The sequence below is a fragment of the Clostridium sardiniense genome, from assembly GCF_050584765.1.
Taxonomy (GTDB): domain Bacteria; phylum Bacillota; class Clostridia; order Clostridiales; family Clostridiaceae; genus Clostridium; species Clostridium sardiniense_A.
Genome location: NZ_JBNOOR010000002.1, coordinates 322,443 through 337,553, shown reverse-complemented (window position 1 = coordinate 337,553; position 15,111 = coordinate 322,443). Strand labels below are relative to the sequence as shown.

The following is a 15,111-nucleotide window of genomic DNA, read 5'->3' as shown; positions in this document are numbered from 1 at the left end:
TGAATTGTAGTATTAAATTATTCTTGTAAAAGTAAGAAATGACGATACAGAAACATGATTAACAGAGTATCTCCACATTTCAGTGTAGACATCTGATATATTTACCTTCCATACCTGAAATTAAAACAATTCTATTTACATAAAAAAGTATACCCCTAATACATTCTTTATGAAGCTCTTTCGTATTTTAATATAAAGTCTCTCTAACATTCTCTGCGATAATGTCACATACTATCTCTCGCATTCTCTACGACAACATCTTTCACATTCTCTGCGGCAACGTCTTTCACACTCTCTTTCACATTCTCTACGGCAACGTATCACACATTCTCTGCAACGTCTCGCACACTCTCTTTGGCATTCTCTCTCGCATTCTCTACGACGTCTCTCACATTCTCTGCGGCAGCGTCTTTCGCACTCTATTTCACACTCTCTACGACAACGTCTTTCACATTCTCTGCGACGTCTTTCACATTCTCTCTCGCATTCTCTTAAACAACGCTCACGTTCTCTTTGACATTCTCTTAGACAACGTCTCTGACACTCTCTTTCACATTCTCTGCGACAACGTCTCTCACATTCTCTACGGCAACGTCTTTCGCACTCTATCTCGCATTCTCTACGACAACGCTCACACTCTCTTTGACATTCTCTGCAACGTCTTTCACATTCTCTCTCGCATTCACTGCGACGTCGTATATTAAACTCTCTATCACAATCTCTATTAGACATAAAAAACACCTCTATATAAAAAATTATTTTATATGTTATAATATGTAAAATTATTAACAATGGTACATAAAAAAGTCGAAATCAATAATAATTTCAGAATTAAATATTAAAATCATAAAATAAAAGCGATTTTAGAATAAAAAGGAGTTTTAAAATAATAAATTAATATTGCAAAAACAATACTTTAGTAATATAAATGGATTAAATAGTTAGAAGCTAAAGAAAAATATAGTAAGAATAATAAATTATTAGAGGTATAAACTAAAAAGAGTTCAGTTATTATATAAGTTTATATCTGAAAAAATAATAGAAGCTATGATTTTCGTTTCATATAGAAAACTATATAAAATAAAAGAAGAAAGGGAGATACGATGAGAGAAGAAGAGGGAACAATAAAAACAGGTTTTAATTTAGAAAATACTTATGCTAGCCTTCCAGAAAAGTTTTTTACTAAACAGAATCCAAGCCATGTACCATCAGCAAAATTAATTAAATTAAATTATCTGTTAATAGAGTCATTAGGGCTAAATGCAAATAATTTAGAAAGCGCTGATGGAGTAGATATATTTGCAGGAAACAAGATTCCAGAAGGAGCTACTCCTATTGCACAAGCATATGCAGGACATCAATTTGGACATTTTACAATGTTAGGTGATGGAAGAGCTGTATTATTAGGAGAACACATAACTCCAGAAGGTGGGAGAGTTGATATTCAGCTTAAGGGTTCAGGTAGAACTTCATATTCTAGAGGTGGAGATGGAAAAGCATCACTTGGTCCAATGTTAAGAGAATATATTATAAGTGAAGCAATGAATGCACTAGGTATTCCTACAACTCGTAGTTTAGCTGTAGTTACAACAGGTGAGCCAATAATTCGTGAAACTAGACTACCAGGTGCAATATTAACTCGTGTAGCTGCCAGTCATATACGTGTTGGTACATTTCAATATGCTTCAAATTGGGGTACGGTAGGAGAACTTAGAGAATTAGCGGATTATACTATAAAAAGACATTTTAAAGGAGGAGAAAATAAAGAAAATCCATATCTTTTCTTGCTTCAAGAAGTTGTTAAGAAGCAAGCAGAGCTTATTGCAAAATGGCAACTAGTTGGTTTTATTCATGGAGTAATGAATACTGATAACATGACAATTAGCGGAGAAACAATTGATTATGGGCCTTGTGCTTTTATGGATACCTATGATCCTGCAACTGTATTTAGCTCTATAGATATTCAAGGTAGATATGCTTATGGTAATCAACCTGGTATTGGAGGATGGAATCTTGCAAGATTTGCAGAAACTCTATTACCACTTTTGCATATCAATCAAGATGAAGCTTTAAAGCTAGCACAAAATGCAGTTTCAAATTTTGCAAAGCTTTATAAGGATAATTGGCTTTCAGGAATGAGAGCAAAGCTAGGTATATTTAATGAAGAGGCAGAAGACGAAGAGCTAATTGAAAATCTTTTAAATATTATGAAAGAGTATGGTGCAGATTATACTAATACATTCCTTGCTCTAACTTTTGATAAGATAGAGGGTACAGAACTTTCAGGCAGGGATGAATTTAATAAGTGGTATGAGTTATGGCAGGCCAGATTAGAAAGACAAGAAGAATCAAAGGATGACTCAAAGGAGCTTATGAAAAATAATAATCCAGCAGTAATTCCACGTAATCATAGAGTAGAGGAAGCACTAGACGCAGCAGTAAAAGATGGAGATTATAGCGTTATGGATAGACTTTTAGATGCTCTTTCAAAGCCATATGATCATTCTAAGGAACAGGAATATTACTCTACACTACCTGAGCCATCAAATTGTAAATATAAAACTTATTGTGGAACATAACATAAAAATATAAAATTTTAAAAATTAGTAGCTAGTAAAATAGATTAAGTTTTACTAGCTATTGTTGTATATAGTTTATTTTATTGAATTATAAATATCTTCTTAAATAGCTTTCAAAAAATATTTAAAAGTATATAAGTTAGTGAAAGGTAATAGAAACATGATAAGTAAAGTTCTAAGTAATAAAGAACCTATATAATAAACAATGAAAAAAGAGTTTATATATAGGCTCCTTTTTGTTATACAAACTTAATTTTAAATCTAAAAATTTAAAGTCATACAGTTAATTAGATTCTAATATTAAATTATTTCTATAGAGCTAATAAATGATGATATTTTCTTAAAAATCTTATATATTTACTCTCAATACTAGAATTACAATAATTCTATTTACATTAAAAAAGTAAATATCTATGAAATTCTCAATAGAACTTTATATTACATTAGCAATCGCAATCTCTATCGCATTCTCTACTACAGCATCTCTCACATTTTCTACTACAACATCTCTCGCAATCTCTACGACATCTAGCACATTTTCTTTCACATTCTCTACGACATCTTTGACATTCTATGCAACAACGTCTTTCGCATTCTCTGCGACAACGTCTCTCACATTCTCTGCGACGTCTTTCACATTCTTTTTCACATTCCATACGACAACGTCTAACACAACATCTCTCACATTGTCTACGACATCTATCACAATCTTTATCGCAATCTCTACTAAATTCATCCCATATTCTATCGCAATCTTTACGGAAGCAGTCTCTATCACAGTCTCTATCACAATCTCTACGGAAACAGTCTCTATCACAATCTCTATTACACATATTAACACCTCTCTGAATAAAAAAATAGTTTATATGTTATAATATGTAAAACTATCGATAAAGGTACATAAAAAAGTCGAAATAAATAATAATTAGTTTTAAATATTAAAATCATAAAATAAAAGCAATTTTAGAATAAAAAATAAGATTTTAATCTAATTTTAATCTTTCTTATATTTTACATTAATTTTCTAAAAGTATTATATAACCATAATGAATTAAGTAATGAATTTGTGGAGGTAATATAAATGGAAAGAAATGAAATGATTGAAATCTTAATTAAAAAGGCTAATGTAAGTCGTGAAGAGGCACAAGAGGTATTAGAAAAATGTAACTTTGATCTTTTAGACTCTATTATTTATTTAGAGAGAAGCGGAAAAGTAGAAAATAATGAAACTACTACTATAATAGAAATGAAGAAAGAAGATCAAGAGAAAGAAGAGGCGCACGAGAAAAAAGAAGAGAATAAAAAGCATGATGAGAAATTTGGTGGTATTGGAGAAGTTGTAGGAAGAGTATTTAAGTTCTTGGGAAAGATTTTAAAAAAAGGAAATAATCATTTCTTTGAGGTTAGAAAGCAAAATGAAAAACCAATAAGAATATCATTAACAATATCAGTACTTTTATTAGTATTCTTATCAGTGCCAAGTATAGTTTTATTAATCGTTGGATTATTCTGTGGATATAAATATTCAATTTCAGGTCCTAATGTTAATTATGATGGAGTAAATAATATTTTTGAAGAGGTATCAAAATCAGCAGATACTATTAAAAGAGATTTTAAAGAAGGATATGAGAAATAATATATATTTTAGAAAGAGGTTTTGAAAAATATTCAAAGTCTCTTTATTTTTATGCTGCGGAAATATTAGATGGAATGATATAATTTAATGGATAAGGATAGAATTAAGATAATTGATTTTAATTATGCCATAGGTATGGAGGATTATTTATGGAGAAGCTTAAACTTGTAGATAAATTACGAGATAAAACTAATATAAGTTATGAAGAAGCTAAGAGTGCTTTAGAAAATAATAATTGGGATATACTAGATGCCATGCTGTATTTAGAAGAGCATGGAAGAGTGGAAAAGCCTTCTGTTAGCATATTTTATACCAATGAATATAAAGAAAGTTACACTAATCAGGGAGAAATAGTTAATATTAGCGAAAATAGAGATAATAATGATTCTAAAAGTAAAAATAACTTTGAGGGGATTTTTGAAGCTATATGTAAAGCTATAGATACTTGCAATAATATATTTGTTGAGATTAGAAGAAGAGGTATAGTACTTTTAAAAATTCCACTTACTGTATTAATACTACTTTTATTTTTTGCCTTCTGGATAATCATACCTCTAATGATTGTTGGATTATTCTTTGAGATAGAATTTTTAGTATCGTCTAAAAGTATTAATACGGATAAGGTAGATAAAGTAAATGAGTTATTTAGTGAAATATCAAAAAATGTCCAAATTATAAAAGATAAATTTAAAAAGGGGTTTAATTAATGATTAAGATTTTAATTGTTGAAGATGAAGAAAAAATAGCAAGATTTATAGAGCTAGAGTTAATGCATGAGGGGTATAAAGTAATAAAAACGAATAATGGTAGAGCAGGCCTTGAAATTGCAGAGAGGGGAGAGGCTGATTTGGTTATTCTTGATGTTATGCTTCCTGAACTTAATGGACTTGAAGTATTAAGAAGGCTAAGAAGAAGTTCTGAGATTCCTGTTATAATGCTTACTGCAAGAGATGCTGTTATGGATAAGGTATCAGGGCTTGATGCAGGAGCAGATGATTATATAACAAAGCCCTTTGCAATAGAAGAATTACTTGCAAGAATAAGGACAGCTCTTAAAAAGAGAGTAGTTACAGTAAAAAAAGATGAAGATGTATTAAGCTGTGGTCTGTTAACTTTAGATAAAATGAGACATAAAGTAATTTATGATAATACAGAGATTGAATTGACTAATAGAGAATTTAATTTACTACAAATATTAATGGAAAATAAAAATATAGTACTAACTAGAGATGTACTTATAGAAAAAGTATGTGGTTATGATTATTTTGGAGAAACAAATGTAATAGATGTTTATGTAAGGTATTTAAGAACAAAAATTGATGATGCTTTTAAGGTGAAAATAATAACTACAGTACGTGGTGTAGGATATGTAATAAAAGATGAGTAAGAGTAAAAAGAACAAGAACAAGAATGTTACATCTATTGCAATAAAGATGAATGCTACCTCTGTAAGAGATTTATTTTTTAGATTTCTTTTAATTGATATATGTTTAATCATTATCTTGGTTGGCCTTTGGTGTATGGAATCTGAAAAGAGCTTCTATGGGGAATTAGTACAAAATGCACAAAGGTCATTTAATTTTTATCCTATAGAAACAGCAAACTATACAGTTACTTGGGATAATGGAAAGACTATGGTTAAAGAAGCTAGTGCTTTTCTATATACCCTTATAAAAATAATTATAGTTTTAGGAATAGTGGAAGGGATATTTTTATTAGAAGAAATAATATTTGGTACAGCAAAAATTAGAAAGGTTTTAAAACCACTTAATGAAATAGCAGAAACAGCAAGTAGACTTAGTAATATGGATTTTGATGAGGAAAAATTTCAGAGCCTTGAGGATGCTATATCTAAAATTAGTCCTGTAACATCTGATGAAAGAATACACATTGGTGATAGTGAGCTTCAAGGGTTAGAGGATGCAATAAATAAACTTTTAGATAGAATGAGAGATTCTTATAGGCAACAGGCAAGATTTGTTTCAGATGCATCACATGAACTTAGAACTCCTATTTCTGTAATTCAAGGTTATGCAAATATGCTAGATCGTTGGGGTAAAAATGATGAGAGTGTATTAGAAGAATCTATTACAGCAATAAAATCTGAATCTGAAAATATGAAAAATTTAGTTGAGCAGTTATTATTCTTGGCTAGAGGTGTTAATGGAAAAACCCAGCTTACCATGACTGAATTCTCACTTAATGATATGATGAATGAAGTTTTAGAAGAGTCTAAGATGATAGATAAAAATCATATATATAGTTATACTAATTCAGAAAATATAAACGTTTATGGTGATATAGGTCTACTTAAGCAGACTGCTAGAATATTAGTTGAAAATGCAGCTAAATACACAGAAATTGGTGAAACTATAACACTTAGAGTAGGAAGAAATGATAAAGGAGAAGCATACTTTTCTATTCAAGATAATGGGATAGGGATGGATGAAGGTGATGTACCTTATATATTTGAACGTTTCTTTAGAGCTGATACGGCAAGAGTTAGAAAAGATGGTGGAACAGGTCTTGGACTATCTATAGCAAAATGGATTATTGATAACCATAAAGGATATTTTAGTGTTTTAAGTAGAAAGGAAATAGGTACAAGGATAATTGTATTTTTACCACAAAATAACAAATAGAAAAATAATGAAACAACCATTATTGTAAAAATAATGGTTGTTTTTATCTTAAAGAATGTAGTATTTTTATTTCTTATTTTTCAAGCGAAATTGCATAGGTGTTTCACTAGTTACTTTTTTAAATGAAAGTTGAAAGTGGCTTTGTGATGAAAAATTTAAATTCATTGCAATATCTACAAGGCTTTTATTTGTGAATAATAGAAGCCTTTGAGCCTCTAAGATTTTTTCATTTAATATATACTGTGAAAGCGTAATACCAGTTTGTTTTCTAAATTGATTACATAAATATGTGCGAGAAAAGCCTAGTTCATTTGCAATATCTTTAACTGTAATATTGTTAAAGATATTTTTTAGAATATAATTTGAGCATTTTTTTAATAATGGTGATACTGATACACAACCATATTTAACATATTTTACTCGCAAGGCGAAATCTAACATCATTTCATCAATTAATTTTGATATTTTTGCCACATCATTTAAAGATTCAAATTTTTGAATATATAAATCAGAAAGTTTAAATGCTGTAAAGGCATCTAATCCACCTGAAATTGATGCACGAGAAGATACTGCGGCGCTACAAATACCCATATTTTTCATTTGTCTTAATGTATCATTTGCCATTTCTCCAGCTTTTAACTTAGGAGAGGCACTAAAAATTTCTTTAAGCTGTTCTACTTGTCCATTTTGTATGCAGAACATAATTATTTCCTCGTATTTATAACTGTCGTAAACTATTTTAGCGTTAAGTGTATTTTCAAAGTTATTTAAATTTTCCTCAGTATTTCGTTCAACAATACTTTTGTGAACACTATCAACCTTATCTAAATGCACATCTTCCACATGTAAAGATTTACTATTTATGGCTGTAGATAAAGATGATAATATCCAAGCTATTCGTTTAGCAGTTATGGTAGGGGCATAATTTAGTTTTCTGATATATTCTTCTTGTTCATCAATTGGAACATTTAATAAAAATAAGATTTCATCTAGTAGTCTTTTATCTTTGGTAAGAATTCCAGAAGGACCAATGATGATTCGATAATCATCTGTTGTATCAAAATAGCCATAAAACTGAAAGGCCGGAGTAGTAATAACCCCTGCTTTGTATGTACTATTTAGTATTTCCTCTAGATGCAAGGTTATTGGATCAGGATTTAATGGCAATATAGAATGATAATATAATAATTCCTGATTTTTATATAGTCTTATACCAACACCTAAAGTATTGGATAAAGATTCGCACATATATCTCATTTCTTCTAAACTTAACATAAAAATCACCTTCTACTAACAATTGTATAATTTTTCCAACTTATTTACAATATTAGATTTTAACATCAATATATAATTATTTTATAGTCTATTTGAATCTATTAAGCTAATATGAAAAATATTTAATTATTAGGGGGATGAGTATGGAAAGAAAATATGATTTATCATTGCTTGAGGCAATTAAAAGAAATGAAAAAGAAGTTGATGTTCAAGATGTAAAGGTTTTAATAAAACCAATTCCAGAAGGCGGGGAGTCTGGAGATATGGATCCAAGACTATATAAATCTATGGAAGCTACTATTTCAATGATGGAAGCTATGCCAAAACAGGAAATACAACAGGAAAAATCAAAAACAACATTAGAAAAGATTCTTCCATTTCGTAATATGTTCAATGAATATAAAGGTATAAAAATTGCAGATGAAGGTGTTAATACAGAATATTTTAAAGTAGAAAGTGCCGATGGTTACAAGGTTCCAGTAAGAGTGTATAAAAGAGAAAATTCAGGAAAAGACCTGCCAATGTTTGTATATTATCATGGTGGTGGATTCTTTGGTGGATCTCCAGATATTGTAGAACAAATGTGTAAGCTTTTAGTTCAAAATATAGACTGCATCGCATTAAATGTTGATTATCGTTTGTGTCCAGAAAATCATTATCCAGCACCATTAGATGATTGTTTTTATGCTACTAAATGGGCATATGATAATGCAGAACGTTTTGGTGGAGACAAAAATAAAATGGTAGTTTCAGGTGATAGCGCAGGAGGTAATCTTGCAGCAGCAGTTACTCTACGGGACAGAGAAGAAAAAACTGGAATGGTAAAGCTTCAAGTTCTTATTTATCCTGCTGTGAACATATCAGGACAAGAAACTGAGTTTTATCATGGAGTTGATATTTCAAAATATAAGGTAAGTAAAAAGCATGAAAAGGTACTAATGGCTACTTTAAATATGATGAGTGGATTAACAGATGGTGAAACAGAAGATAGCAATATGTTAGATGATGTATATTTGCAAGGCAATCTTGAACCTACACATATGTATGCATCTCCTATACTTTCAGATTTAACTGGACTGCCACAAACTCTTATGATTTTTGGAGAGCATGATTTCCTTGTTTTTGAAGATTTTGCTTATGTACAAACTGCTTTAAAAGCTGGTAATAAAGTTAAGACAATAATTTATAGAGGCCTTGGGCATGGTTTTGCAGATCAGATTGGTGTAGTTCCACAGGCTGAAGATTGTATAAAAGAAATAGCAACTTATATGAAAGAAATATTATAAAAGAGGTGCGTTATGAGTAAAACAGGTACTCCTTTAAAAACTAAGTCTTCTTCAAAAACTAAGTCTGTTTCTAAGACAAATTCTCTTCCTAATGCTGAATCTCTTTATACTGAGAAAATTGGTATTGGTGAAAAGTTAGCCTATGGTTGTGGAGATTTAGCAAGTAACTTGGTTATGGTGCTTACTGGGACATACATTACATTCTTCTATACAGATGCACTTGGACTTAATGTTGGTATAGTTGGAACATTAATATTAATATCTCGTTTCTTTGATGGAGTTTCAGATATTTTTATGGGCTTTATTATGGATAGAACTAAGTCAAAACATGGTAAAGCGCGTGCCTGGATGCTGTGGCTTGCAGTACCATTTGGGGTATGTACAGCACTTTTAACTATGGTTCCGAGTTTTGGGGATGTAGGTAAGTATGTATATGTTTTTATTTCTTATAATGTAGTTACCACTTTATTATATACAGCAATTAATATTCCATATGGTGCATTAAATTCGCTAATGACTAGAGATCAAACTCAAAGAGAAACAATTAATGTATTCCGTATGACTATGGCACAAATTGGTGGATTAATCATAAATGCTGTTACAATTCCATTTGTAAATGCAGTTGGAGGATCAACTCATCAAGGTTCATGGATGATAGTTTCTACCGTTTATGGAGCTCTTGCAGCCATATTGTTCTTACTTTGCTTTGCTAAGACAAAAGAGCGTGTTAATATAGTTTCAGATGAGGATCGTAAAATTGGATTTATTAAAACATTAAAATTAATGATGAAAAATGATGCTTGGCTTCTTATATGTGCTATTTGGGTTGTAAATATTCTTGGTATGTCAATTGGAATGGGAGTTGGAGTTTATTATGCAAAATATATCCTTCATAATGAAGCATACTTTGGATTCTTAGCCGTAATTCAACAAGGTACTGCAATTGTATGTATGGCAATGATGATGCCATTTGTTAAAAAGTTTGGAAAAAGAAATGTAGCTTTTGTTGGAACAATAATTTCTTTATTTGCACAACTTCTTATAATTGTAAATCCAACATCTTTTTCATGGCTTATATTCTGTAATGTAATAAGAGGTATTGGTACTGCACCATTAATGGCAACACTATTTGCAATGATGGCAGATTCTATTGAATATGGTCAATGGAAGACAGGAGTGCGTATTGAAGGTACTTTATATAGTGCTACAACTTTTGGAGCAAAAATTGGTGGTGGAGTTGGTATGGTAGTTGCGACTACTGTCCTTGGAATGGCAGGATATAATGGTGCACTTGCAGTTCAGAGTGAAGCTACACTTGCTGCAATCTCTGGTTTATATATTTATGTTCCAATTATATTTATGGTTATTCTTCCTATACTTTATTACTTTTACAAACTTGACAAGCAGTATCCACAAGTTATGAAAGAACTTAAAGAAAGAGAAAAGAAATAATACCTTTGAGGGGAGTATATATAACTCTCCTCTTTTTTATAAAGCCTTATATGTGTTCCATACAAAAATGAGAGAATAGGTAATATGATTTATTATGCAAAGTGAGAGATTCAAAGTCAGAGAAATTTTAATATACAATTTTTTTTTAGTTTGATTTATAGAGCATTAAAATACAAAGAGGTATTGAAAATTTAGGAAAAGATGTTAAAATCAAAGGTAATACTTTACCATTTTTGTAAACTTAATATGAACATTGATTCAAATTAAATTATTTAAGATAAGTTTTATAGAGCAAAAGCCTTTGAATAATAGTAATGATGGGATTAAGCATAAAAGAAAACATATTAAATATATAGTATAAGGAGTGGGGTGTTACTATAGAATAATTTATAAAAAAGCATAAGATAATATATAAATATTGTTTAATCGTATGGAGAAACAATGGGAGGGGATTTAAATGATTAAAGGAATTATATTACTAGCATTATTTACAGGGATAGCATTAGTGGTTGGAAAATTAGTTTCAAAGCTTAATTTACCATCTATACTTGGATGGTTAATAACAGGTATGGTGATAGGACCACATGCATTAAACTGGATGAATAGTACCATAATGGATGCACAGTGGTTTCATATTATAAGTAATGTTGGGGAAGTTTTAGTAGGTATGATGATAGGGAGTGAGCTAATACTGAAAGAACTTAAAAAGTCAGGAAAACAAATAGTGGGTATATGCTTTTTTGAAGGTATGGCAGCCTTTATATTGGTTGCAGCTGCATTTTTCATATTTGCAGATCTTCCAATTTCTATAGCTTTAATATTTGGAGCAATTGCATTAGCAACAGCACCAGCGCCATCTTTATCAATAGTTAAAGAATATAATGCTAAGGGGCCAGTTGCAAAAACTTTAATACCTCTTGCTGCATTAGATGACGTATTAGGGCTAATTGTATTTTTCTTAGTTATAGGGGTAGTTTCAGGAAGTATGACTGGAGAATCAGTAAATATTCTTTCAATAATAATGATGATAATATTACCATTAGGTATTGGAGCATTTACAGGTATTATAGGAGCAAAAATATTACAAAATAAGTCACCTAAAGAAGTAGCTGATAATGGAATTACAAAAGATAAAACTTTAGCTAGGGAAAATTCTAAGCTTAAAATTTTATTGAAAATTTCATTACTTATAGCACTTACAGTTATTATTGGAAGATATGTAAATGATAATATACTATCAATAAATTTATTACTATCTGGTATAGCCTTCTTTACTATTATTGTAAACAAAGTTGAAAAAGAGACATTAATTGAGATAATGGATATCTTTAATCCTATAATAGGTATAGGATTGGTTGTAATGGTAGTAAACTTAGGAGCACCATTAGATTATAATTTAATATTTGGTGCAGGGCTTCTTACTGTTATATATATAGTAGCTCGTGCAGTTGGTAAGATATTAGGTGCTTACACAGGAGGCAAGCTATTTAAGGCTGATGATAATGTATGTAAATATTTAGGCCTTTCTCTTTTACCTCACTCAGGAGTATCACTTATATTTACTGGAATTGCAGTTACTGCATTATTACCATTTGAACCTGAGTATGCAACTATGATACAAGGAACTATTGCAGCGGCAGCTGTTATAAATGAGATTATAGCAGTATTTTTAGCTAAGCAAGCATTTAAAATGGCAGGAGAAATTGGAGAAAAAGAAGAAAATGAAGTAAAAGAAGAGTTAGTTGTAGATGAAGCAGTTAACTAGAAAATAGAAATATATAAATAACTAGGTGTAAAAGTAGAGGCTTAAATCTATTTTTGCACCTTTTTATTATGTAAAACATTATTAAAAAACACCTCTAAAGGCTATAGTAGTAGGGGATAACTAATCTATAATTAGATTAAAGTATTTGTGAAAATAGTTAAGATAGTAAAATAAAGTGCTTTATAAAATATTATAAAGCACTTTATTTAAAATTTTGAACTTAAAACTTCTAGCGTTGGATGTAATATAAGTAAGAGAAGCCCTTACTTATTAATTTAGGCTTTTGCATGTTTTTTTAATAAAGAAGATACTCCTTTAATTGATGCTGAAATTATACCGATAAAAAATAGAAGCCATGCTATAGGGACTAAAAAGAATGGTTCTACAAGTGTTCCATCAGGGGCTACTTCTGAACCTATAATATTAAAAGCTGCTAAGCAACAAAATCCTAAAACAAATGGTAAAAGATAAATAAATTTTTTCATATATAAATCACTCCTTAATATTCTGTGTTTATGATCATATATTAACATAGAGTGATTTAAATAGCAATAAAGAAATATCGAAAAACAATAAATAAATATTATTTAGGAATAAAATAGCTTTGGAATCGAATTTATAAAATTCAAGATTTAAAGTGAATTTATATTATTACATTGAATTAATATAAATATTGGAGAAATAGATAAAGATCTATGAAATCGTTGACACGAATATTTTGATATTGTATAATTAAGAAAAAGAATTGGATTGTTACTTATATGAAGGCAACACCTAAATTAGTATAAAGATATAAAATAATTATCAATTATTTATGTTTTTATGTAGTTTTGGGTGTTTTTTTATTTAGAAAAATTCATAACAAAGGGAGAGGGAGAGAAACTATGAGTAGATTATCAGATAATTTTTTATGGGGTGGAGCTACAGCTGCAAACCAATGTGAAGGTGGATACTTAGATGGAGGAAGAGGACTCGCAACAATTGATGTAGTACCTGCTGGGAAAGATCGTTTTCCTGTTATGGCTGGAGAAATGAAAATGTTAGAATGTGATAATGAACATTTCTATCCAAGTCATGAGGCCATTGATATGTACAACAATTATAAAGAAGATATAGCATTATTTGCTGAAATGGGATTTAAATGTTATCGTATGTCAATTTCATGGTCCAGAATCTATCCAAATGGAGATGATTTAACACCAAATGAAGAGGGATTAAAATTCTACGATGATATTTTTGATGAATGTATCAAATATGGAATTGAGCCAATAGTAACAATATGTCATTTTGATATGCCAATGCATTTAATAAAACAGTATGGAGCATGGAGAAATAGAGAAGTAATTGGATTCTTTGAAAAATATTGCGAAACTATTTTTAATAGATATAGAGAGAAGGTAAAATACTGGCTAACTTTCAATGAGATTAACATGATTATTCATTTACCATTCATTGGAGGCGGGATTTTATTTGAGGAAAATGAAGATAAAGATTCAGTTATATACCAAGCAGCTCATAATCAATTAGTAGCAAGTGCTAGAGCAACAAAATTAGCTCATGAAATTAATCCAGATTTTAAAATAGGATGTATGCTTGCTGGTGGATCAACATACCCTAATACATGTGCTCCAGAAGATGTATGGGAAGCTTTAGGAAAAGATAGAGACAATTATTTCTTCACAGATATTCAAGTAAGAGGAGAATATCCATCTTATTCTAAAAAGTTATTTAGAGAGAAAAATATTACTCTTAATATTGAAGATGAAGATATAAAAGTATTAAAGGAACATCCAGTTGATTTTATATCATTTAGTTACTATTCATCTAGATTAGCTAGTGCAGACTCAGAAGTAAACGCAACAACTGAAGGCAATATTTTCGCTACATTAAAAAATCCTTATTTGAAAGCAAGTGAATGGGGATGGCAAATAGATCCACTAGGGTTAAGAATTACTTTAAATTCATTATATGACCGTTACCAAAAACCATTATTTATTGTTGAAAATGGACTAGGAGCTGTTGATACTATTGATGCAAATGGTCATATAGAAGATGACTATCGTATTGAATATTTAAGAGAACATGTTAAAGCTTTAAAGGATGCTGTTTTAGAAGATAATGTTGATTTAATAGGTTACACACCTTGGGGTTGCATTGATTTAGTAAGTGCTTCTACAGGAGAAATGAAAAAAAGATATGGATTTATCTATGTTGATAAAGATAACGAAGGTAATGGAACTTTAAAACGTAGCAAAAAGAAGAGTTTCAATTGGTACAAACAAGTTATTGCGTCAAATGGAGAAAATTTAGATTAATAAATATTAACTTTAATTTTAAATTTAATTATTTAAAGGATAAGCCTTGTATATAACGGGGCTTATTTTTTTGAATTTAATATATAGAGAATAGATATTAAAATGTGAAACTTATTGCTCAATGGATAAATATGAGCAAATTTTATAATGAACATCTAATA

General features: G+C 30.0%; 13 protein-coding genes. 9 read left to right on the top strand and 4 right to left on the bottom strand.

Translation table 11 applies throughout. The annotated features are described in order from the left end of the window. Positions 1 to 231: 231 nt before the first annotated feature. On the bottom strand, positions 232 to 732 hold the full coding sequence (locus ACQPUW_RS11275) for a hypothetical protein (RefSeq protein ID WP_430837588.1): 501 nt from the start codon (positions 730 to 732) through the stop codon (positions 232 to 234). A 371-nt stretch (positions 733 to 1,103) separates the two neighbouring features. Between ACQPUW_RS11275 and ACQPUW_RS11270 the strand changes: the two genes are divergently transcribed. Continuing rightward, entirely contained in the window at positions 1,104 to 2,579 is a 1,476-nt protein-coding gene (locus tag ACQPUW_RS11270; RefSeq protein WP_430837587.1) for a protein adenylyltransferase SelO, read from the top strand. Positions 2,580 to 3,022: 443 nt separating this feature from the next. Here the strand turns inward: ACQPUW_RS11270 and ACQPUW_RS11265 are convergent, their stop codons facing one another. Then, positions 3,023 to 3,412: a hypothetical protein gene (locus ACQPUW_RS11265; RefSeq protein WP_430837586.1), complete on the bottom strand. Its 390-nt coding sequence runs from the start codon at positions 3,410 to 3,412 to the stop codon at positions 3,023 to 3,025. 248 nt (positions 3,413 to 3,660) lie between these two features. Between ACQPUW_RS11265 and ACQPUW_RS11260 the strand changes: the two genes are divergently transcribed. The 4 genes from ACQPUW_RS11260 (at position 3,661) to ACQPUW_RS11245 (ending at position 6,857) form a co-directional block, all read left to right on the top strand. Continuing rightward, complete coding sequence (locus ACQPUW_RS11260) at positions 3,661 to 4,215, top strand: DUF4342 domain-containing protein (protein ID WP_430837585.1); 555 nt, start codon at positions 3,661 to 3,663, stop codon at positions 4,213 to 4,215. Positions 4,216 to 4,364: 149 nt separating this feature from the next. Further along, positions 4,365 to 4,922 (top strand): ubiquitin, encoded by a 558-nt coding sequence (locus ACQPUW_RS11255; protein WP_430837584.1) that lies wholly within the window; start codon positions 4,365 to 4,367, stop codon positions 4,920 to 4,922. Next, entirely contained in the window at positions 4,922 to 5,602 is a 681-nt protein-coding gene (locus ACQPUW_RS11250; protein ID WP_430837583.1) for a response regulator transcription factor, read from the top strand. The genes ACQPUW_RS11255 and ACQPUW_RS11250 overlap by 1 nt, the downstream gene beginning before the upstream one ends. Beyond that, positions 5,595 to 6,857: a sensor histidine kinase gene (locus ACQPUW_RS11245; RefSeq protein WP_430837582.1), complete on the top strand. Its 1,263-nt coding sequence runs from the start codon at positions 5,595 to 5,597 to the stop codon at positions 6,855 to 6,857. Before ACQPUW_RS11250 ends, ACQPUW_RS11245 begins: the two co-directional genes overlap by 8 nt. 66 nt (positions 6,858 to 6,923) lie before the next feature. Here ACQPUW_RS11245 and ACQPUW_RS11240 read toward each other — a convergent pair whose 3' ends face one another. Next, positions 6,924 to 8,132, bottom strand: coding sequence for an AraC family transcriptional regulator (locus ACQPUW_RS11240; RefSeq protein ID WP_430837581.1), 1,209 nt, complete (start codon positions 8,130 to 8,132; stop codon positions 6,924 to 6,926). 143 nt (positions 8,133 to 8,275) lie between these two features. Between ACQPUW_RS11240 and ACQPUW_RS11235 the strand changes: the two genes are divergently transcribed. The 3 genes from ACQPUW_RS11235 to ACQPUW_RS11225 all read left to right on the top strand — a co-directional run bounded on the left by ACQPUW_RS11235 (position 8,276) and on the right by ACQPUW_RS11225 (position 12,635). After that, a complete protein-coding gene (locus tag ACQPUW_RS11235; RefSeq protein WP_430837580.1) occupies positions 8,276 to 9,418 on the top strand; it encodes an alpha/beta hydrolase in 1,143 nt (380 codons plus the stop codon). A 12-nt stretch (positions 9,419 to 9,430) separates the two neighbouring features. Continuing rightward, the gene (locus ACQPUW_RS11230) at positions 9,431 to 10,870 is read left to right on the top strand and encodes an MFS transporter (protein WP_430837579.1); all 1,440 of its coding nucleotides are present in this window, start codon (positions 9,431 to 9,433) and stop codon (positions 10,868 to 10,870) included. 457 nt (positions 10,871 to 11,327) lie between these two features. Next, the gene (locus tag ACQPUW_RS11225; protein WP_430837578.1) at positions 11,328 to 12,635 is read left to right on the top strand and encodes a cation:proton antiporter; all 1,308 of its coding nucleotides are present in this window, start codon (positions 11,328 to 11,330) and stop codon (positions 12,633 to 12,635) included. Positions 12,636 to 12,910: 275 nt separating this feature from the next. On the opposite strand, the gene ACQPUW_RS11220 is transcribed toward ACQPUW_RS11225, so the two are convergent. After that, positions 12,911 to 13,120: a DUF3955 domain-containing protein gene (locus tag ACQPUW_RS11220; protein WP_430837577.1), complete on the bottom strand. Its 210-nt coding sequence runs from the start codon at positions 13,118 to 13,120 to the stop codon at positions 12,911 to 12,913. Positions 13,121 to 13,519: 399 nt separating this feature from the next. Here ACQPUW_RS11220 and ACQPUW_RS11215 point away from each other — a divergent pair, with 399 nt between their 5' ends. Further along, positions 13,520 to 14,950: a 6-phospho-beta-glucosidase gene (locus tag ACQPUW_RS11215; protein ID WP_430837576.1), complete on the top strand. Its 1,431-nt coding sequence runs from the start codon at positions 13,520 to 13,522 to the stop codon at positions 14,948 to 14,950. The last annotated feature ends 161 nt before the right edge of the window (positions 14,951 to 15,111 follow it).